This window comes from Sphingomonas sp. PP-F2F-A104-K0414 (assembly GCF_004340945.1).
GTDB lineage: Bacteria > Pseudomonadota > Alphaproteobacteria > Sphingomonadales > Sphingomonadaceae > Sphingomonas.
The window spans coordinates 114,002-134,961 of sequence record NZ_SLYD01000007.1 but is presented as its reverse complement, the minus strand read 5'-3'; the positions used below and the strand labels follow the sequence as shown (position 1 = coordinate 134,961).

At 66.9% G+C, this 20,960-nt stretch carries 20 protein-coding genes; 16 read left to right on the top strand and 4 right to left on the bottom strand.

Annotated elements, in window-relative coordinates:
• Positions 1-26: 26 nt before the first annotated feature.
• Together C8J46_RS16810 and C8J46_RS16805 are read left to right on the top strand one after the other, a co-directional pair.
• Positions 27-2,633, top strand: coding sequence for a filamentous hemagglutinin N-terminal domain-containing protein (locus C8J46_RS16810; RefSeq protein ID WP_132741559.1), 2,607 nt, complete (start codon positions 27-29; stop codon positions 2,631-2,633).
• Position 2,634: 1 nt separating this feature from the next.
• Positions 2,635-3,309 carry a L,D-transpeptidase gene (locus C8J46_RS16805; RefSeq protein ID WP_207894207.1) on the top strand — a complete coding sequence of 225 codons (675 nt, stop codon included), beginning with the start codon at positions 2,635-2,637 and terminating at the stop codon, positions 3,307-3,309.
• A 62-nt stretch (positions 3,310-3,371) separates the two neighbouring features.
• Here C8J46_RS16805 and C8J46_RS16800 read toward each other — a convergent pair whose 3' ends face one another.
• The gene (locus tag C8J46_RS16800; protein WP_165886600.1) at positions 3,372-4,022 is read right to left on the bottom strand and encodes a 2OG-Fe(II) oxygenase; all 651 of its coding nucleotides are present in this window, start codon (positions 4,020-4,022) and stop codon (positions 3,372-3,374) included.
• A gap of 375 nt (positions 4,023-4,397) precedes the next feature.
• On the opposite strand from C8J46_RS16800, the gene C8J46_RS16795 reads away from it, so the two are divergent.
• The 12 genes from C8J46_RS16795 to C8J46_RS16740 all read left to right on the top strand — a co-directional run bounded on the left by C8J46_RS16795 (position 4,398) and on the right by C8J46_RS16740 (position 15,368).
• A complete protein-coding gene (locus tag C8J46_RS16795) occupies positions 4,398-4,628 on the top strand; it encodes a hypothetical protein (protein WP_132741555.1) in 231 nt (76 codons plus the stop codon).
• A gap of 101 nt (positions 4,629-4,729) precedes the next feature.
• Positions 4,730-5,173 (top strand): hypothetical protein, encoded by a 444-nt coding sequence (locus tag C8J46_RS16790; RefSeq protein WP_132741553.1) that lies wholly within the window; start codon positions 4,730-4,732, stop codon positions 5,171-5,173.
• Between the two features lie 145 nt (positions 5,174-5,318).
• Positions 5,319-6,026: an endonuclease/exonuclease/phosphatase family protein gene (locus C8J46_RS16785; RefSeq protein WP_132741551.1), complete on the top strand. Its 708-nt coding sequence runs from the start codon at positions 5,319-5,321 to the stop codon at positions 6,024-6,026.
• A gap of 19 nt (positions 6,027-6,045) precedes the next feature.
• Positions 6,046-8,334 carry a patatin-like protein gene (locus C8J46_RS16780; RefSeq protein ID WP_132741549.1) on the top strand — a complete coding sequence of 763 codons (2,289 nt, stop codon included), beginning with the start codon at positions 6,046-6,048 and terminating at the stop codon, positions 8,332-8,334.
• 105 nt (positions 8,335-8,439) lie between these two features.
• Positions 8,440-8,784, top strand: a complete 345-nt coding sequence (locus C8J46_RS16775; RefSeq protein ID WP_132741547.1) for a lipopolysaccharide assembly protein LapA domain-containing protein — start codon at positions 8,440-8,442, stop codon at positions 8,782-8,784.
• Positions 8,784-9,458 (top strand): orotidine-5'-phosphate decarboxylase, encoded by a 675-nt coding sequence (gene pyrF / locus C8J46_RS16770; RefSeq protein ID WP_132741545.1) that lies wholly within the window; start codon positions 8,784-8,786, stop codon positions 9,456-9,458. Before C8J46_RS16775 ends, pyrF begins: the two co-directional genes overlap by 1 nt.
• Positions 9,459-9,495: 37 nt before the next feature.
• A complete protein-coding gene (locus C8J46_RS16765) occupies positions 9,496-10,131 on the top strand; it encodes a phosphoribosylanthranilate isomerase (protein ID WP_132741543.1) in 636 nt (211 codons plus the stop codon).
• 161 nt (positions 10,132-10,292) lie between these two features.
• Positions 10,293-11,534 carry a tryptophan synthase subunit beta gene (gene trpB / locus C8J46_RS16760; protein WP_132741541.1) on the top strand — a complete coding sequence of 414 codons (1,242 nt, stop codon included), beginning with the start codon at positions 10,293-10,295 and terminating at the stop codon, positions 11,532-11,534.
• Between the two features lie 202 nt (positions 11,535-11,736).
• A complete protein-coding gene (gene trpA / locus C8J46_RS16755) occupies positions 11,737-12,549 on the top strand; it encodes a tryptophan synthase subunit alpha (protein WP_132741539.1) in 813 nt (270 codons plus the stop codon).
• Positions 12,546-13,397: an acetyl-CoA carboxylase, carboxyltransferase subunit beta gene (gene accD, locus C8J46_RS16750; RefSeq protein ID WP_132741537.1), complete on the top strand. Its 852-nt coding sequence runs from the start codon at positions 12,546-12,548 to the stop codon at positions 13,395-13,397. Before trpA ends, accD begins: the two co-directional genes overlap by 4 nt.
• Positions 13,398-13,503: 106 nt before the next feature.
• Complete coding sequence (locus C8J46_RS16745; protein WP_132741535.1) at positions 13,504-14,823, top strand: folylpolyglutamate synthase/dihydrofolate synthase family protein; 1,320 nt, start codon at positions 13,504-13,506, stop codon at positions 14,821-14,823.
• 68 nt (positions 14,824-14,891) lie between these two features.
• Positions 14,892-15,368 (top strand): DUF6628 family protein, encoded by a 477-nt coding sequence (locus C8J46_RS16740; RefSeq protein ID WP_243643458.1) that lies wholly within the window; start codon positions 14,892-14,894, stop codon positions 15,366-15,368.
• Between the two features lie 2 nt (positions 15,369-15,370).
• Here C8J46_RS16740 and C8J46_RS16735 read toward each other — a convergent pair whose 3' ends face one another.
• Complete coding sequence (locus C8J46_RS16735) at positions 15,371-16,702, bottom strand: MFS transporter (protein ID WP_132741533.1); 1,332 nt, start codon at positions 16,700-16,702, stop codon at positions 15,371-15,373.
• Between the two features lie 88 nt (positions 16,703-16,790).
• Positions 16,791-17,222 (bottom strand): response regulator, encoded by a 432-nt coding sequence (locus tag C8J46_RS16730; protein ID WP_132741663.1) that lies wholly within the window; start codon positions 17,220-17,222, stop codon positions 16,791-16,793.
• Positions 17,223-17,342: 120 nt separating this feature from the next.
• Here C8J46_RS16730 and C8J46_RS21475 point away from each other — a divergent pair, with 120 nt between their 5' ends.
• Positions 17,343-18,935, top strand: coding sequence for a pseudouridine synthase (locus C8J46_RS21475; protein WP_132741531.1), 1,593 nt, complete (start codon positions 17,343-17,345; stop codon positions 18,933-18,935).
• Entirely contained in the window at positions 18,935-19,477 is a 543-nt protein-coding gene (rsmD, locus tag C8J46_RS16720; RefSeq protein ID WP_132741529.1) for a 16S rRNA (guanine(966)-N(2))-methyltransferase RsmD, read from the top strand. Before C8J46_RS21475 ends, rsmD begins: the two co-directional genes overlap by 1 nt.
• A gap of 62 nt (positions 19,478-19,539) precedes the next feature.
• Here rsmD and C8J46_RS16715 read toward each other — a convergent pair whose 3' ends face one another.
• On the bottom strand, positions 19,540-20,949 hold the full coding sequence (locus C8J46_RS16715; protein ID WP_132741527.1) for an MFS transporter: 1,410 nt from the start codon (positions 20,947-20,949) through the stop codon (positions 19,540-19,542).
• Positions 20,950-20,960: the final 11 nt, after the last annotated feature.

Here is a 20,960-nt window from a genome sequence, read left to right as displayed (position 1 = left end):
ATCCGCCGCCACCAAGGATACCGCCCATGACCCCCATTCCCTCTTCGCTCAGAAACACCAGCCGCCCCGCCCCATCGGTCACGCGCACACGACGTGGCGGCCTGTTCGGCACGACCGGGCTCGCGCGGTTCGCCTGGCTGATCGGGTTCAGCCTCGCCGGCACGCTGGCGGCGCGCCCGGTCGAGGCGCAGACGCTGCCGACCGGGGGTGAAGTGGTTGCGGGCCAGGCGAGCATCGCGACCGGCAGCAAGTCGGTGACCGTGACGCAGACCAGCGACCGTACGGCGATCAACTGGCAGTCCTTCTCGATCGGCAAGGGCAAGAGCGTCGTCTTCGACCAGCCGACCAGCAGCTCGGTCGCGCTGAACCGCGTGCTCGGCACCGATCCTTCGGTGATTCTCGGCAATCTGTCGGCGAACGGGAAAGTGTTCCTGGTCAACGCGAACGGCATCCTGTTCGGCCAGACCGCCAATGTTAACGTCGGCGGGCTGGTCGCTTCGACGCTGAACATCTCCGATGCCGACTTCCTCGCGGGCAAGAACAGTTTTGCGGGCACCAGCGGCGCGAGCGTCCAGAACGACGGCACGATCACCGCGAAGAACGGCTATGTCGCGCTGCTCGGCGCGAACGTCGGCAATGGCGGGACGATCAAGGCGAACTTCGGCACCGTCGTGCTCGCGGGCGGCGAGGCGATCACGCTCGACGTCGCGGGTGACGGGCTGCTCAACGTCGCAGTCGACAAGGGCGCGGTCGGCGCGCTGGTCCGCAACGGCGGGCTGATCCGCGCGGACGGCGGCAAGGTCGTGATGACCGCGCAGGGTGCGGGCGACCTGCTCCATACCGCGGTCAACAACACCGGCGTCGTCGAGGCACGCACGCTGCAGAACCGCGGCGGCACCATTCTCCTGCTCGGCGACATGAAGAGCGGGACCGTCAGCCTCGCCGGCACGCTCGACGCGAGCGCGCCGGTCGGCGGCAATGGCGGCTTCATCGAGACGTCGGCGGCGACCGTCAACGTGGCGGACAGCGCCAAGGTGTCGACCTATGCACCGGGCGGCCTGACCGGCACATGGCTGATCGATCCGCAGGATTACGTGATCGGCGCAGGCGGCAACATCTCGGGCGCGACGCTGTCGGCGCAGCTGGTGACGACCAGCATCACGATCAGCACGATCCCCGCGGCGGGCGACACGACCACCGGCAACGGCGACATCTTCGTCAACGATGCGGTCGCGTGGACCGCGTCGGGCGTGCCGACGACGCTGACAATGAATGCGTTTCGCGACGTCAACATCAACGCGCCGATCACCGCGACCAACGGCAATATCGTCGCCTGCTGCGGCCGCGATGTGAACGTCAACGCGGACCTGACCACGACCAACGGCAGCATCCTGCTCAACGCCGGGCGCAACGTGCAGGTGTTCCACGCGATCACCACGACCGACGGCAACATCGCGCTGTGCGCGGGCCATGACGTGATGATCGACGCGGCGGTCACGCTGACCCGCGGCACGACGATCCCTGCGCAGAGCCTGGGCCTGCCGGTCGGCCTCACGCTGATCGCTGGGTCGGACGGCACCGGGCCGGGCGTCAATGGCGGCACGATCGTGTTCTCCGCGCTGTCGCCGCCGACCACCGTCACCGCGGCGCCGGTGTCGATCAACTACAACCCCGTGTCGTATACGACGCCGACCGACTTCTCGACCGAGTTCGTGCTGACCGAGGGCGCGGCGATCACCCAGCGTATGCTGTTGTTCCCGACCGCGCAGAAGGTCGCCGACGGCACCAATGCGGCGGTGCTGAGCGGGTTCAACACCACCGACACCTCGGGGACGCCGACCGGCGTATCGCTGGTCGCCGGCACCGATGCGACCGCGACGTTCGACAGCACCGATGCGGGGACCGGAATCGGGGTGAGCTTCAGCGGCTATACGCTGACCGGCGCGAACGCGGATCAATACGCGCTGGCAAGTTCGTGCTGCGTCGCCGGGTTCCGGACGACCGGGACGATTACGGCTGCTCCGGCGCCTGCTCCGGCTCCTGCTCCGGCACCCGCGCCGGCACCTGCTCCAGCTCCAGCTCCAGCGCCGGCACCTGCTCCAGCGCCCGCCCCGGCACCAGCGCCCGCTCCAGCTCCAGCTCCAGCTCCAGCTCCAGCTCCGGCACCCGCGCCGGCACCTGCTCCAGCGCCCGCACCTGCGCCCGCACCTGCGCCCGCTCCTGCGCCTGCGCCTGCCCCAGCTCCAGCACCTGCTCCCGCGCCGTCACCGTCACCAGCACCGGCTCCCGCTCCAACCCCAACGCCAACCCCGCCAGTCATAGTCACCCCGACACCCGTGCCAAACCTGCCGACCGCGACTCGCCCGATCCTGGACGTTCCGCCCGTGATGGTCCGCGTGCCGTCGCCGCCGCCGATCGAGGTCGTCGAGGGTGGCGTGAGCTTCCCGCCGCCCGTCCGTCCGGGTACGGTAATCGTCGAGACCCCCGGCACGCCGCAAACCGTGCTGCCCGTCGTCGACACCCCCGTGACGCCGCAGGCCGTGCAGCCGACCCCCGGTCGTCCCTTCGTGCAACCGACCCCGCCGAATACGCCGGCCGTCCCCGACTATCCGCGCAAGCAGGCGCGTCATTAAGATGATCGGTCGGGATGCTCTCCAGAGCGGCTGGTGCGTAACGCTTATGGCGGGACTCATGGGGCTTGCGGCGACATCCCAGGGTGTGGCGCAACCAGTATCGGCCGAAAGCGTCGCCCGATTCGGGACCGAGACAGTGTCGAACGATGCGCGGGACACCGCGAACTGGGTTGCAGCATCGCGCGATAACCAAAGCCTGCCGTTCATCGTCATCGACAAGGTGAACGCCGTCGTGTTCGCGTTCGACGCCACCGGTGGATTGCGCGGCACGGCGCCAGCCTTGCTCGGCATGGCGCGCGGCGATGCGAGCGTACCCGGCATCGGCCAGCGCAAGCTCGCGACGATTACGCCGGCCGAACGCACCACCCCTGCGGGCCGGTTCAAGGCCTCGCTCGGTCGCGATTTCGAGCAGGATATCCTGTGGATCGACTATGACGCCGCGCTGTCGATGCACCGCGTGATCGTAGGCCGCCGGATCGACAACCGTGCGGGTCGACTCGCATCGCCGACACCCAGCGACAACCGGATCTCGTATGGCTGCGTCAACGTACCCGCCAAATTCTACGACGACGTGGTCAAGCCCTTGTTCACCGGCACCGTCGGCATCGTCTACATCCTGCCCGAGACCAGGCCGCTCCGCAGCGTCTTCGCCGTGCCGGTCGCGGCGGCGGGCTAACGCATCGTGATCCTCCCCCACGTCGGAGAGGATCACGACGATCCCGCTAGCGGGTCGCTACGTTACTGGCACCAGGGCCGCTCGCGATACCATTTGGTCAGCACGTATTTGACGCCCTGCTCGACCGGCATACCCTGATGCAGCGATCCGGGATTCGGCCTGCCCAGCGCATCCATGTTGTTCCAGATAACCAGATTGCCGGCCTTCGGTGCGATCACCACGCCAGCGGTCGGAAAGTTCGTCCGCCCGCCCAATGCCGGCTCGTTGAGAAACGTCATTGCCGACCATGTCCGCTGTCCGCCGATCGGCACCTGGTTCCGCCAGTAATGCTGGCCAGTATCGAAGAAGTCGTGATGCGGTTTGAACTCTTGCCCGACCGCATAGCGCTGACCCTGCAAGGCTTCGCCAAATATTGGCTCGATCCCGGTGACATCGTCGAGCCTGTTCTCGACCACCGTCACCGCATCGGGTCCGGGATAAAGATAACAGGTTTCGCTGGTCCGATACGACGGCACCGGATCATCGGAGACGACGGGCGACGGTACACGCTCGGCATCGATGAGCCGAATCAGCGCCTGGCATTCCTCGACCGTGATGAAATTTCGGACGACGTAGAGTTCGACGCCATTGGCCGGGATCCGGACAGCACCGGGATAATGCGCGATCCGTTCCCGAACACGCGCCGCAGAATCGGAGCGGGCCAATGCTTCCATGTGCCCATCGCGTAGATCAAGTGCTGACAATGGTGCGGAGATCAGCGAAGTGTTATAGGAGTCATCTGTTGGCCAAGCGTCAGTATCTAGAAATTCAGACATGTTTTGATCGCTTTAATCATCCACCCTTTACTGGGCCGATATCAAGATTCTTAATCTAGGTTTATATTTTAATTGATGCATCTTTAGCAGCTAACATACGTTTATCAAGTACGACCAACACAGGTTCGGCTCGGTTCGGCGATTTATCGCTACCACCCCGCCACGATGGATGCGCTAAGTCGCACCAAGCCAAAGAGTTCGGGAACATCCCATGCGTCGCTGCCGGCGACGACACGGATGACGCGATTTGACCGACATCGGCGGAGACAGGGCATGAAGCCGTTCACGAAAAGTCTGTTCCCATTCGGACGCAAGCCTCCGCTCGGCAATGCTTTGGCCGATCAGGTTCCGACTATCCCGGTGTTTTCCTTAGAAGTCTTGCCTGTCCGCCCGAAACGACGGCGAACAGTCTTGCCGGAAACCGCGGTCATGAGAGGGCTTTGCTACGCAGCATTGCCGTCGGCGATGATCTGGGGCGGCATCATCTACCTGTATTTCGGGTAGCAGCTCAGGCCGGCGACGTCCGGCTCTCCCCTGACTGAAACGCGAACGCGCTTCGCGCACCACTCTTGATCGTCCTCGCGCTTCGCGGGGCCAGGATACCCATGTTCAAAAACATTCTCGCAGGCGCTGCGGCGTCGTTGCTGGCGCTTGTCCCGCAACCCGCCCCCGCGCAGCGTCTCATCCTCCCCGGTGCGTTGTTGCTCGCGGGCTATCGCGCCACCTGTGGCCCGGTCGACACGATGATCCAGCCGATCGACGACATTGCCGCCGCCTATAAGGGACGGATCATCCTGCATCCGCGCGTTCTCAACCTTCCGCGTGCGCAGCAACTCTTCTGGTACACGCACGAATGTGCCCACCAGATCTTTGGTCCGGGCGAAGCCGCCGCCGATTGCTGGGCAGTGCAGCAGGGCCGGATCCAGGGCTGGCTGTCGCCAGACGAACTGGCCAAACTGGGCGCGACGATGCGCGACTTTCCCGGCGACGCGACCCACATGGATGGTCGCGGCCGACTGATCGGCATGCAGAAATGCTATGCTCGCTGACGATTGCCGCATCAGGCGCCCGCCGCGTATTCCCGCGCGGCCTGATAGAGTCCGACCCGCGTCCAGCACGGTCGACGGGATTTGCAGTCCAATCGGTGACCATTGCGCAACCCGGATCGCCAAAGCGACGTTATAGACCCCACGCATGATCAAGGTCGCCAGCTACAATATCCACAAGGGCATCGGGCTCGACCGTCGGCGTAATCCCGAACGCGTGGTCGAAGTGTTGCGCGAGATCGACGCCGACGTGATCGCGCTGCAGGAGGCTGATCGCCGCTTCGGCGCGAAGGCGTGCGTGTTGCCGCATCACCTGCTCGAGGAGCACAGCGACTGGAAGCCGGTCGATTTTGGCCTCCGCGCGCTCAGCATGGGATGGCATGGCAACGTCATCCTTGTGCGGAAATCGGCGCGCGTCGTTGCCAGCGAACCGCTACATCTGCCGGCTTTGGAGCCGCGCGGCGCGGTAATGGCCGACGTGCAACTCGCCGGCGGGACGATCCGTGTGCTCGGCATGCATCTCGATCTGTCGGGGCTCTGGCGGCGCAAGCAGGCGGCGGCGATCATGAACCATGTCGATACCTGCGCGCATCGGCATCCGACGGTGATGATGGGCGATCTCAACGAATGGAGCGCGGGTGCCGGGTGCCTGCGCGACTTCGGGCGCGACTATGCGTTTGCCGAGACCGGCGCGAGTTTCCATTCGCGGCGCGCGGTCGCGCGGCTCGATCGGATCATGGTCTCGCGCGAGTTGAGCGTCGTCGACTGCGGCGTGCATGCCAGCCCGGCGGCGCGGAAAGCGTCGGATCATCTGCCGATCTGGGCTATGCTCGAACCCAGGGCAACGGCTCCATAATCGATACCGAGGATGTAGAATGCGCGAGAAGGAACTGCGACTGGCGCTCGTCTGCTATGGCGGGATCAGCCTTGCAGTCTACATGCATGGCATCACCAAGGAGATCTGGCGCCTGGTCTGCGCCAGCCGCGCCTTCCACGACGGCGACACGCCGAAGGGCGGCAGCGAAGGCGTATATCACGCGCTGCTCCAGGAGATCGAGGCGCATGGCGCGATCCGAGTCCGCGTCCTCGCCGACATCATCGCGGGCGCCAGCGCGGGCGGGATCAACGGCATCTTCTTGGCGCAGGCGATCGCGACCGGGCAGAGCCTCGACCCGCTGACCGACCTGTGGATGACGTCGGCGGATGTCGAGGCGCTGATTGATACAGACGCGGCACCCAAATCACGCTTCTCGAAGGCGTGGGCGATGCCGCTCGCATGGATGGCGGCGGGTCGCAGCACCGACAAGGTCGATGCGCTCGACGATCCCACACGGGAAGAGGTGCGCACCAAGCTGTCGCATTTCATCCGCTCGCGCTGGTTCGAGCCGCCGTTCGGGGGGAAGACCTTCACCAACCTGCTGCTCGATGCATTCGACGCGATGGCGGCGAGCGAACGCGGGCCGCGCTTGCTGCCACCGGGACAGCCCCTCGACCTGTTCGTGACGGTCACCGATTTCTCCGGGCACCCCGAGCGGTTGCAGCTCAATTCGCCAGCGGAAGTGGTCGAAACCGAGCATCGCCTGGTGGTCGACTTCACCGACAATGGCGGCGCATGCGATACGCTCGCACCACCTGCGGAACTGGCGTTCGCGGCGCGCGCGACGTCGAGCTTTCCGGGGGCCTTTCCACCGTTCACGGTCGCCGAACTGGACGGCGTGCTAAAGGATCGCGCGATCGTCTGGCCGGAACGCCCCGCGTTCCTCGCGCGCGTGCTGCCACGCCATACGGCGGCCAATGCTGCGGAAAGCGCGGTGCTGATCGACGGTTCGGTGCTCGCCAACGCGCCGTTCCGGCCCGCGCTCGACGCGCTCAAGGAACGGCCTGCGCGGCGCCAGATCGACCGGCGCTTCATCTACATAGACCCCTCGCCCGACATCAAGCTGCGGCTCAATCGCGGTGGCGGCACGCCCGGCTTCTTCCAGACGATCATCGGCGCGATCAGCGATATTCCGCGCCAGCAACCAATCCGCGACAATCTGGAAGCGATCGCCGAACGTTCCGCGAGGATCGACCGGATGCGCGGTATTCTCACCGCGATCCGTCCGGAGGTGGAGGCCGACGTCGAATCATTGTTCGGCCACACATTGTTCCTTGACCGGCCGACCGCGCCGCGGCTGATTGCGTGGCGGCGACGTGCGCAGAAGGCGGCGGCGGCGAGTTCGGGCTATGGCTTCGTCGCGTACGGCCATCTCAAGCGCAGCGCGGTGATCGAGACGCTGGCGTTGCTGTTGTTCGATGCCGGGGAGCACCATCGGCCGCGGCGGCTGGCGCAGATCCGGGCGGCGATCGTCGCACATGTCGCCGCCTCGGGGGCTGACCAGCTCGGATCGGGCCATGCCGGTGGGGCCAGCGCCGCGTCGATCGCATTCCTGCGGACCTTCGACATCGGCTTTCGTATCCGTCGGCTGCGACTGATGGCGCGGCGCCTGTCGGAAGTTGAAACCGCTGCGGACGAGCCCGAGCTGGGGCCGATGCGTGATGCGATCTACGAATCGCTGTCGCCGTATCTCGATCGGCTGCGCGCCGAGATGCATGCCGGGCTGCACGACGCGGTGCGGGCCATGCGCGGCGATGCGACCGCGGTGCTCGAGACGCTCGGCCGGACGTTCGACCTCGATCGCCTCGATGCGGAGACCGACCAGCGGCTCGCGGAAGCGTTTGCCGCCCTCGCTAAACCGACACGGCGCACGCTGTTGCTGGCCTATCTCGGTTTTCCGTATTTCGACACTGCGACGTTGCCGTTGTTGCAGGGCGAGGGCCTCGACGAGTTCGATCCGATCAAGGTCGACCGGATCGCGCCCGACGATGCCACCTCGATCCGGTCCGGCGGCGCCGAGGCTACATTGAAGGGAATCCAGTTCGGGACGTTCGGCGCGTTCTTCAGCCGCGCCTACCGCGAGAACGACTATCTCTGGGGGCGGCTGCACGGGTCGGAACGGATGATCGACATCACCGTCTCGACGCTCCCCTCGACCGTGCGGATGAAGCCGGGTCGCGTCGCGGCGATCAAGCGCGCCGCGTTCCTGGCGATCCTCGACGAGGAAGAACCACGGCTCACCGCGATCCTGCCGCTGATCGCGCAGTTGCGGACCGAGATCGGCTAATGCCCCTCTCGCTAGGTAGAAGACTGGTCAAAACGCCGATGTGGCGGTAGCTCTGCATTTCCGAGGACGCTTTGGCGCGATCGGAGCGCAAAAGAGGGTCGCCGCATGCAGTTCCTGAAAATCCTGTTCTGGTGCCTGCTGGCGTTCGTCGCCGCGGTCTTCACGATATCGAATTGGAATGCCGTCCAGATCCAGCTCTGGGGCGGCCTGATCGCCGACGTGAACCTGCCGCTGCTTCTGCTGGTGACGTTCCTGATCGGGTTCGTGCCGACGATGATCTACAACCACGCGATCCGGTGGCGGCTGCGGCAACGGCTGTCGACGTGCGAGCGTGAGTTGCTCGAGCTGCGCACGCCGCGCGCCGAGCCGGTCGCCTTCGCGCCCGCCGAAACACCGGTGACGATCGCGCCGCTTGGTGCGCCGACCGCCGTCCCGCCGGGCGTCGCCTGATGAGCAACCGGATCTACGTCGCGCTCGACACGCCCGATCTGGCGCGCGCAAAGGCGATGGCGACGCGCGTCCGTCACCATGTCGGCGGGATCAAGCTCGGGCTCGAATTCTTCTCCGCGCACGGCCAGTCCGGCGTACATGCGATGGCGGAATTCGGCCTGCCGATCTTCCTCGATCTCAAGCTGCACGACATCCCCAACACCGTCGCCAAGGCGGTGCAGGCGCTCGGCCCGCTCGAACCCGCGATCCTGACGGTGCATGCGAGCGGCGGCCGGGCGATGCTCGAGGACGCCAAGGCAGCCGCGCCGATCGGCACGAAGGTGATCGCGGTGACGATGCTGACCAGCCTCGACGCAGCCGATCTCGCCGCCACCGGCATTACCGGCAGCGCGCACGACCAGGTCACGCGCCTGACCGAACTTGCGAGTGAATCCGGTGTCGACGGCATCGTCTGCTCAGGCGCCGAAGTCGCCGCCGCCAAGGCGATCTGGCCCAAGGGGTTCTTCGTGGTCCCCGGTGTCCGCCTGCCCGACGGCCATATCGGCGACCAGAAGCGCGTCGTCACGCCGCGCCAGGCGCTTGACGCTGGGGCTTCCATCCTTGTGGTGGGCCGCCCGATCACACAGGCCGAAGACCCCGACACCGCCGCCCGCGCGATCGGCGCGACGCTCTGATCCCTCTCCCATCGGGAGAAGGGTTTTAGGAATCAGCATGACCACCGCCAAGATCTGCGGCCTTTCCACCCCCGCGACGCTCGACGTCGCGATCAAGCATGGCGCAAGCCATGTCGGGTTCGTGTTCTTCCCCGCCTCACCGCGCCACGTGACGTTCGCGAAAGCCGCCGAACTCGCGGCGCGCGTACCCGGTCACGTCGCGAAGGTCGGCGTGTTCGTCGATCCCGAGGACGAGATGCTCGAACAGGCAGTCGCCTCCGCCGCGCTCGACGTGCTGCAACTCCACAAGGTGACGCCCGCGCGGGCCGCCGCGATCCGCGCGAAGTTCAGAATCGAGACGTGGGTCGCCGTTGCGGTGCGCACGCGAGGCGATCTGGATGCGGCGCATGGCTTTACCGGAGTCGCCGACCGGATACTCTATGACGCCAAGACCCCGGACTCGGCCGCATTGCCGGGCGGGATGGGCTTGCGGTTCGACTGGGACCTGCTCGACGGGTTCCGGCATCCCCTGCCCTGGGCGCTATCGGGGGGACTCGATCCGGCGAATGCGGCGGAGGCGATCCGGCGGACCGGTGCGGACCTGGTCGACGTGTCGTCGGGGGTCGAAAGCGAACCCGGCATGAAAGACGAAACCAGGATCGCGGCATTCCTGAACGCGGTCGGCGCGCGGTAGCACCACCACGGCGCAGGCCGGGGCCCAATTGGAAAGGTCGAGGTAACGGAGGATCCGACTCGCCAAAAGCCGCTCCCAATTGGGCCCCGGCCTCCGCCGGGGTGGTCTTTAGCGGAAACGGAAGGGGTGACAGCGATTTACGAAGTGCTAAACGCCCAGTCATGAACGCTCCAACCCTCGCTCCCAACTCCTACCGCGCCCAGCCCGACGAGCGCGGCCATTTCGGTGATTTCGGCGGCCGCTATGTCGCCGAGACGCTGATGCCGCTCGTCCTCGAACTCGACGAGGCGTACCGCGCCGCCAAGGCCGACCCCGCCTTCAAGGCGCAGTTCGACGACCTGCTCGAACATTATGTCGGCCGCCCGAGCCCGCTCTATTACGCCGAACGGCTGACCGAGGCGCTCCGCGAGTCCGCCCCCGAAGGCATGGGAGCCCAAGTCTGGTTCAAGCGCGACGAGCTCAATCACACCGGCGCGCACAAGATCAACAACTGTATCGGCCAGATCCTGCTCGCGATGCGGATGGGCAAGACGCGGATCATCGCCGAGACTGGTGCTGGCCAGCACGGCGTCGCCACCGCCACGGTCTGCGCGCGCTTCGGTCTGCCGTGCGTGATCTACATGGGCGCGAAGGACGTCGAGCGTCAGGCGCCCAACGTGTTCCGCATGAAGCTGCTCGGCGCCGAAGTCCGCCCGGTCACGTCGGGCGCGCACACGCTGAAGGACGCGATGAACGAGGGGATGCGTGACTGGGTCGCGAACGTCCACGACACCTTTTACATCATCGGCACCGCCGCCGGCCCACACCCGTATCCGGAGATGGTCCGCGATTTCCAGAGCGTAATCGGCACCGAGGCGCGCGCGCAGATGCTCGCGCGCGTCGGTCGCCTGCCCGACATGCTGGTCGCGGCGATCGGTGGCGGATCGAACGCGATCGGGCTGTTCCATCCGTTCCTCGACGATGCCGACGTGCAGATGCTCGGCGTCGAGGCCGCGGGTCATGGGCTCGACAAGGAACATGCGGCGAGCCTCGCGGGCGGTTTCCCGGGCGTGCTCCATGGCAACAAGACCTATCTGTTGCAGGACGAAGACGGCCAGATCACGGAAGCGCATTCGATCTCGGCGGGTCTTGATTATCCGGGGATCGGGCCGGAGCATGCGTGGCTGCGCGATATCGGCCGCGTCCAGTATGACAGCGCGACCGACACCGAAGCGCTCGACGCGTTCCAGCTGCTGTGCCGCACCGAAGGCATCATCCCCGCGCTCGAACCATCGCACGCGATCGCCACGGTGACGAAGAAGGCGCGCGAAATGCGGCAGGACCAGATCATCCTGGCCAACCTGTGCGGCCGCGGCGACAAGGACATCTTCACCGTCGCCGAAGCGCTCGGGGTGGCGATATGATTGGTGGCGCCACAAGCACCCTCGCCGCACTTCGGTCGACGCTCCCCGCAACGTTTATCCGTCACCCCAGCGAAAGCTGGGGTATCCATGGGGCGGGCGCCGTGGTCGCCAATCGGGATACCCCAGCTTTCGCTGGGGTGACGGGTTTTGGCGTCGCTCGGGGCGGTAGTCGAGCGACGAGCGTTGGTGCGGAGCGGGGCAAGTGAGCCGCCTCGCCGCCACCTTCGCGCGCACCGCCGCCGCCGGTCGCGCCGCGCTTGTCGCATTCGTCACCGCGGGCGATCCGACCACCGAGGCTACCGGCCCAATTCTCGACGCGCTCGTCGCAGGCGGCGCGGACGCGATCGAACTCGGAATGCCGTTCACCGATCCCATGGCCGACGGCCCGGCGATCCAGGCGGCGAACATCCGCAGTCTCGCGCAGGGGACGCGCACTGCGGACATTCTCGCCACCGCCACCGCGTTCCGCGCGCGCCACCCGGACGTGCCGCTCGTCCTGATGGGCTATGGCAACCCGATGCTCCGGCGTGGCGCGGACTGGTTCGCCGAGGCGGCTGCCAACGCTGGCGTCGACGGCGTGATCTGCGTCGACGTCCCACCCGAGGAAGACGATGCGCTCGGCCCGCAGTTGCGCGCGACCGGGATCGACCTGATCCGCCTTGCCACCCCAACCACCGACGCTGCCCGCCTGCCGACCGTACTCGATGGCGCGAGCGGGTTCCTCTATTACGTCTCGGTCGCCGGCATCACAGGGCTCCAACAGGCGCAGCAATCCTCGATCGAGGACGCCGTCGCCCGCCTGAAGGCACAGACCGACATCCCGATCGCGGTCGGCTTCGGCATCCGCACGCCCGAGCAGGCGGCCAACGTTGCGCGCGTCGCGGACGGCGTCGTCGTCGGCTCGGCGATTGTCGAACTGGTCGCACAATACGGCGCCGCTGCGGCCGAGCCGGTTCGCGCCTATATCAAGTCTCTCGCCGACGCCGTCGCGTCCGCACGGAAGGTCCCCGCATGAGCTGGCTCAACAGCGTCCGCAACGTCCTGCCCTTCGTCGCGAAGCGCGAGACGCCTGAAAACCTCTGGCACAAGTGCAAGGGCTGCGGGCAGATGGTCTTCACCAAGGAGCTCGAGGACAATCTGTACGTCTGCCCGAAATGCGATCACCACGACCGCATCGGGCCGAAGATCCGCTTTGCCCAGCTCTTCGACGAGGGCAGCTGCAGCGAGCTTCCCGCGCCGAAAGTCCCCGAGGATCCGCTCAAGTTCCGCGACCAGAAGCGCTACACCGATCGCCTCAAGGCCGCACGGACCGACAACAGCGAACAGGACGCACTGGTCAACGCGCGCGGGAGCATCGACGGGCACCGGGTCGTCGTCGGCGTTCAGGACTTCGGTTTCATGGGTGGCTCGATGGGCCTAGCGGTCGGCGAAGCGTTCGTGCGCGGCGTCGAGGCGGCGATCGAGGACCGCGTGCCCTACGTCATCTTCACCGCGAGCGGCGGCGCGCGCATGCAGGAGGGCATCCTCAGCCTGATGCAAATGCCGCGCAGCACCGTCGCGATCCAGATGCTCCACGATGCCGGCCTGCCGTACATCGTCGTGCTGACCGATCCCACCTCGGGCGGCGTGATGGCAGCCTATGCGATGCTCGGCGACGTCCAGATCGCCGAGCCCAAGGCGACGCTCGCCTTCACCGGTCGCCGCGTAATCGAGAGCACGATCCGCGAGAAGCTCCCCGAGGATTTCCAGACGAGCGAATATTATCTCGAGCACGGGATGATCGACATGGTCGTCCACCGGAAGGACCTGCGCGAGCAGCTCGGCACGGTGATCGGCTATCTCAGCGCGCGCGAAGCCGCGTAAGTCGTCTCCCCTCCCGCTTGCGGGAGGGGTCGGGGGAGGGAATGATGCACGGATCGCCAAGCCCAAGCCCCTCCCCCAACCCCTCCCGCAAGCGGAAGGGGAGCTAATGCCCGACCACGCGACGTCCTCGTCCCCCGCAGTGCAAGCGCAACTCGACCGCCTGACCGCGCTGTCGCCCGGCGCCGACATCCTCGGCCTCGAGCGCATCACCGCGTTCCTGAGCCGCCTCGGCGACCCCCACCTCAACCTCCCCCCGGTGTTCCACGTCGCCGGCACCAACGGCAAGGGCTCGACCTGCGCCTTCCTGCGCGCCGCGATCGAAGCCGCCGGGCACAGCGTACACGTCTATTCCTCGCCGCACCTCGTCCGCTTCAACGAACGCATCCGCCTTGCGGGCAAGCTGATCGACGACGAGCTGCTCGCCGCCTTGCTGTCGGAAGTGCTCGACCACGCTGCCGACCTCCAGGCGAGCTTCTTCGAAGTCACCACCGCCGCCGCCTTCCTCGCCTTCGCCCGCACACCGGCGGCGGCAACGATCGTCGAAGTCGGCCTTGGCGGCAGACTCGATGCGACCAACGTCATCCCGAACCCGGTCGTCACCGGCATCGCCGCGCTCGGGATCGATCACCAGTCGTTCCTCGGCGACACGCTGCTGGAAATCGCCGGCGAGAAAGCGGGCATCGCCAAGTCCGGCGTGCCGCTCGTCACGATGGACTATCCCAAAGCCCTCCGCGCAAAGATCGCCGCGGTAGCCGCCGCCGCGGGTGCCCCCGTCCACGCGCGCGGCACCGCCTGGACGAGCGAGACCGCACGCTCGACCGTCCGCTACGAGGATACCGGCTTTTCGGTCGTCACCAACCGCCCCCGCCTCGTCGGCGCGCACCAGTCCCGCAACCTCGCGCTCGCGATCGCGATGCTCCGCCATCAGGGCGCGCTGCATGTTCCCGAAGCCGCTATGCGCGCCGCCGCCGACTGGGCGCACTGGCCGGCCAGAATGCAGCGCCTGTCCGATGGCCCCCTGCTCGCACGGCTTCCGGCAGGCAGCGAGGTGTGGCTCGACGGCGCGCACAACCCCAACGCCGCGCAACCGGTTGCGCGGGCGCTGCGAACGCTGGCCAAGAGCCGGCCGGTCACGCTGGTCCTCGGGATGCTCGCCAACAAGGATGCCGAGGCGGTGATGCGGATTTTCTCGCCCTCGGTCGGCCACGTCGTCGCGATCCCGGTCCCCGGCCATGCGCACCATGCTCCCGAGGCCCTTGCAGCGCTCGCGGAACGTTTCGGCAAGACCGCGGAAACCGCGTCGACGCCAACTGACGCACTCGACCTGATCGCAGCCCGTGGCGATCGATCCAACCTCGTCCTGATCGCCGGTTCTCTCTATCTCGCCGGTGAAGTGCTCGCGACGAACGACCAGCCGCCGGACTGAGCTCTTATTGCTATTGACTATCAATAACGGACGCGCGAGTTTGTGGACACCACCACGGAGTCGCGTGAATGACCGATACCCGCCCCAGTTCGACGCCCAGTTCGACGCCGGCCTCGACCAATTTGCTCGCCAACGCGACGGCGTTGCTGCCGCATCCACTACCGCCTTGTGAAAACGCGCGAATCGCCTTGTTCGCGATGCGCCGGATGGGCGCGCATGGCCTTGCCGACGCACGCGCCGCACACACGATGTTCACCGCCTTCGGGCAGAGTTTCCGTCGTCCGCTGGTGTTGTTGCGCGCGCTGATGGCGGACCTGGCGGGAACGTCGGCGGGATCGATCGCGATCGCGCCATGCTGCTGTGCGCGGATGACCCCGGCCGAGTCGGCGATGCTGTCGATCCTCGCGCGGGTCGAGACCGCGCCCGAGACAGCCCGCTATCTGATGACCGATCTCCTCGGCGTCCGCCGTGTCGACGGCGTCCTCGCCAGCGCCGCAGCCGTCGCCGCCGCGTTCGCCGACGAGGGGCGACCGGTCACGATGTAAGGCTAGACGGACTCGCCAGCCCGCGCGTCACCCTGTCCCTCGACGCCGGCGCTGCCGATCGAGCGGTCGATCATCCCCGACCGGCTCATCCACCAGAACAGCACGATCCCTGGTACCGCGAGCACCGTCGTCAGTAGGTAGAAATCGACATAGCCGAACGCCTCGATCAGCGCGCCGGCGGTCGTGCCGGTGACGATCCGTCCGACGATGCTTGCGGCTGCCGAGATCAGCGCAAACTGTGCCGCGGTGAAGCGGAGGTCGCACAGCGCGGAGAAATAGGCGATCACGACGACACCGCCGAAGCCGCTCGAGGCGTTCTCGAAGCCGATCGCCGCCGCCATGCCGAGGTTCGAATGCCCGGCCGCCGCCAACGCAGCGAACGAGAGGTTCGAGACGCCCATCAGCACGAGCGACAACAGCACCGATCGCTTCATCCCCATTCGCGCGTACAGGATGCCACCGATGAAGATGCCGACCAGATATGCAATAAAGCCGATCCCGACATCGTAGAACGCGATCTCGTCGCCGGTGAAGCCGAGGTCGTCGAACAGCAGCCGCAACGTCAAATTGGCGAGCGTGTCGCCGACCTTGAAGATCAGGATGAAGGCGAGGACGAAGAACGCCCCCTCGCGCGAGAAGAACTGGACGAACGGCCCCCAGATGGCGCGGAACCCCTCGGCGAGACCGCGGCGTTCGATCGGCGGACGGCGGCGTTCGGGCTCGCCCAGCGCCAAGCCTGCCAGCACCGCGGGTAGTGCGAACACCACGCACGCCAGATAGGCGGCGTTCCAGCCGGCCCGTTCGGCGACCACCAGCGCCAGCGCGCCCGAGCCTGCCGAGCCGATCCGCCAGCCATATTGGCTCATCCCCGATCCGACGCCCAACTGGCGCGGTTCGAGCGTCTCGATCCGGAACGCGTCGATCACGACGTCGAACGTCGCGCCCGCCGCGCCGACCAGGATCGCCGCGGTTGCGGTGGAGGCGATGCTGGCCGCTGGGTCGATCAGCGCGAGGTTGACGACAGCCGCGACGACTAGCGCGGCCGTGATGATCAGCCAGGAAACACGCTGGCCGAGCCGCCCGATCACCGGGAGGCGGACGCCATCAACGACCCACGCCCACAAGAATTTCAGATTATAGACGAGAAACGCAAGACTGAACGCCGTCACCGTCTTCTTGTCGATGCCGCTCGCTGCCAGCCGGGTGGTCAGCGTCGCGCCGATCATCGCATAGGGGAAGCCCGACGATATGCCGAGCGCGAGCGCGGCCAGCGGGGCCTTCTCGACATATGGCCGAAACCCGTCGCTCCAGCGCTTTCTTTCGGTTCCGCCCATCGCACTTACGCTCCCACTCGCTTGCGGGGGACCCTAACGGGAAATCACAACCGCGCTACCCGTCAGGCGATGGACCGCGGGGGAAACGTCAGGCTTTCGCTTCGAACAGCGTGAAGCCGTACGGGACCCGCTTGGGCTTGCTGCCAGCGCGCGTCGCCTCGATCGCCTCGATCGCAGCGATCAGGTCGCGTGGTGCGTAGGGCTTGGCCATGCAGCCGGCGGCAAGCGTCGTCGCCTCGACCGGGCAACTCCCTGTCACGAACATCACCGGCACGCCGCGTGCGTGCGCCGCGCGCGCGACGTCGATGCCCGAACCATCCGCCAAATTCACGTCGACCAGCACCAGGTCGATCACCGTGTCGCTCGCCAGGATTGGCAACGCATCCGCGACCCGGTCGATCGTAGCGACGATCGTGAAATTCGCTTCGGCGAGGAAATATTCGGTGTCGAACGCTACCAGCGGTTCGTCCTCGACGACGAGGAGCCGGACGATCTGCCGCTTTTTCTTGCCGAACAACATTGCCGAAAGGCCCCCGGTCGCGCGCGAAAGGTCGTTACGCTTGCGGGTGTTAACGCACCGCAGCACGAACGGTCGCAAATATTTTCGCGCTGGCGGCCGATCCATAGTATCAGCCGCGCCATGACGACTTCAAAAGACGATAACCCGACTGCCAGCCCGTCGCCCGACGCGCCTGCAACTCCTGCCACACCGATCAAGGGCGACCGCATCGCCAAGCTGCTCGCCCGCGCCGGGATCGCCTCGCGCCGCGATATCGAGCGGATGATCGCCGAGGGGCGCGTCGCGCTCAACGGCTCCACACTCGACACGCCCGCGACGATCCTGCGCAACTTGGCAGGCGTGACGGTCGACGGCGATCCGGTCGAGGCGCCCAGCGCAGCGCGGCTGTTCCTGTATCACAAGCCAACCGGACTGCTCGTCACCGAGCGCGATCCCGCCGGCCGCACGACGATCTACGACCGCCTGCCGCAGGAACTGCCGCGCCTCGTGCCGGTCGGTCGCCTCGATCTCAACACCGAGGGGCTGTTGCTGATGACCACCGATGGTGGCCTCAAACGCCAGCTCGAACTGCCCGCGACCGGCGTCGAGCGCGCCTATCGCGCGCGCGCGTATGGCAACATCACGCAGCCACAGCTCGAGGAACTGATCGAGGGGATCGAGATCGAGGGCGTGCGCTACGGCTCGATCAACGCCAATATCGAGCGTCGCACCGGTGCGAACGTGTGGATCGAGATGATCCTGACCGAGGGCAAGAACCGCGAAGTCCGCCGCGTGCTCGAGCATCTCGGGTTGCAGGTCTCGCGGCTGATCCGGACCCGCTACGGTCCGTTCGTGCTCGGCGACCTGCCGCCCGGGCAGATCGGCGAGGTGCTGCAGCACGACGTCGTCGCGTTCCAAAAGGAACTGGCGAAGGGTCGGCCCGAGGGTCCGGGCGCGCGCGCCAATATCGGGATCAGCGCGAGTGCCGGTGCGGGCGCCGGGATTGGTGCGCGGTCGAGCCAGCGGGGCAGCAATGCGCCGCGGCCTGCGCCGACGGGGCGACTTGCGACGGGCGCGCGGCCTGCGCAAGGCGCGCGGCCAACTCCCGGCGGTGCACGTGCCCCGGTCCGCAGTCCGTACACGGCGCCGGCAAGCTCGGGGTTCTCCAGCGGCACTGTGCCGACCGATCGTCCGTCGCGGCCAGCGCGTCCGGAGCGTATTCGTCCAACTGCGGCGATGCAGCGCGGCGACGTCAACGATCCCTGGGCGCGGCCGGACACGCGGAATGCCGCTCGGCCGACGGGCACTCATCACGCCCGGCCGACCAGTGGCGACATGTCGAAGCCTTATGTTCGTCAGGAGCGGGCGGATCGCGGCGAGGAGCTCAGCACCAGCCCGAAGATCAAGCATTTCCGTGCCGCCAAGCCGCCACGCGATCGTGCAGCCCCGTCGCGAGTCGGCGCCGGGGGCACCGTGACGCCACGTCGCGCCGATACGCCGCAGCGTCAGGAGCCGCAGCGTGGTTTCCGTCCGCAGGCCGATGATTCGCGCGGCCGCAGTTCGCTAGACAAACGTGCCGCGCGCAGTGCTTCCGGACGTCCGGGTGCCGAGCCACGGCCGGTGCGCGATGCGCCGGCACGGCCCGAGCGGGGGACTCGCCCCACGGCGCCCGGCAAGGGTCCGTCGGGAGGGCGCGGTCATCCGCCCCGTGCACCACGTGGAGGGAAACGCTGATGCGTATCATCGCAGGGCAGTATCGCGGGCGCCAGATCGCCGCACCCAAGGGTGACACCACCCGCCCGACCGCAGACCGGATGCGCGAGACGTTGTTCTCGATGCTGACCAGCCGCGTTGGCAGCTTCGAGGGGTTGGCGGTCGCCGATCTGTTCGCAGGCTCGGGCGCGCTCGGGATCGAGGCGCTGTCGCGCGGCGCGGCGACGTGCATGTTCGTCGAATCGGACAAGCTGGCGGTCGACGCGCTGAAGGGCAATCTCGCCAAGCTTGAGATCCGCGGCGATGTCCGTGCGACGTCGGTGATGGCGCTTGGGCCCGCACCGGCGCCGCTCGACGTGATCCTGATGGACCCGCCGTACAACACCGGTGCCGGACTCGTCGCGCTCGACAAGCTGTCGCGGCTGGGTTGGGTCGGGCCGGCGACGTGGATCAGCCTCGAGACGGCCAAGGCCGAAGTCGTCGAACTGGCCGGCTTCGAGGTCGACGCGACGCGCGTGCACGGCAAGGCGCGACTGACGCTGTTGCGGCCAGTTTCAGCGTAAAAGCGTGTTCTCTCGCGAAGGCGGGAGCCCAGTCTGGGCTCCCGCCTTCGCGAGAGAACAAGTTAGTGGTCGGTCGTGCGACCCAGGATAAGCAGCCCGCCTAAACTCAACACGCCCGCCGCCATCAGATACCCGCCGACCAGCCACAACCCGCGCGGCGCGAGCGCCTCCGCCACGATCGGCGCGAGCGCACCGCCGAGCACGCCGCCCAAGTTGAACGTCATCGACACCCCGGTATAGCGCACACCCGCCGGGAACAGGCTCGGCAGCCATCCGCCGAGCGGTCCGTAGGCGAACCCCATCACGAACAGCGCGCCCGACAGCCACAGCCACACCGTGAACAGCGATCCCGAGCCCAGCATCGGTCCCATCAGTGCGCCAACGCCGATGCACCCGGCAAACCCGATCGCCAGCATCCGTGCCGCGGAATGCCGGTCCGCCAGCACGCTCGCGACGATCACGCCGCCCGCCAGGAACCAGATCGCGACCAGTTCGACCGCTAGGAACGCCTCGCGAGAATAGCCGAGCGTCTTCGTCCCGTAGCCAAGCGCGAATGCGGTCGCGAGGTAGAACAGGGCGAAGCACGCGATGACGCCGAACGTGCCGGCCAACGCCGCGCGCAGATGCTTCGTCAGCAGCGTTGCGATCGGCACTTTGGGTAGCGCCTCGGTCGCCTCCGCTTCGAGGAAGGCGGGCGTCTCGGTCAGCTTGAGGCGCACCCAGAGACCGAGCCCGACGAGGATCGCGCTCAACAGGAACGGGATCCGCCAGCCCCAGGCAATGAACTGCGCCTCGTCGAGTACCAGCCCGATGATGAGGAACAGCCCATTGGCGGCGAGAAAGCCGACAGGCGCCCCGAGCGGCGGGAACATGCCCCAGGTATTCTTGCGGTGCGGCGGCGCATTCTCGACCGCGAGCAATGCCGCCCCGCCCCATTCGCCGCCGAGGCCTAACCCCTGCCCCAGCCGCATCAAACAGAGCAGCGCTGGTGCGATCCAGCCGACCTGCGCATAGGTCGGCAGGAAGGCGATACCGACGGTCGATCCGCCCATTAGCAACAGCGATGCGACAAGCGTGGATTTCCGGCCAACACGGTCACCGAAATGCCCGAACACGATCGCGCCGACCGGGCGAGCGACGAACGCGAGCCCGAACGTGGCATAGCTCAGTAGCAACTGCGCGGAGTCGGATTGGCCCGAGAAAAATAGCGGCCCGAATACGAGCGCGGCGGCGGTGGCGTAGATGTAGAAGTCGTAGAACTCGACCGCAGTGCCGACCAGGCTGGCGGCGAGGATGCGGCGGTTGGAGGCGAGTGTCGTCATCCTGACGGCATCGCCTCCGGGGCGGTTCCGGTCAACCGATTGCGGCTTACGATCCCCCCTGCCAGGGGGGGTGGCGCGAAGCGACGGAGGGGGAGGACACGGAACGTAGGTTCTCCATTCCTCCCCCTCCGTCTGGCTAGTGCCAGCCACCTCCCCCTTGC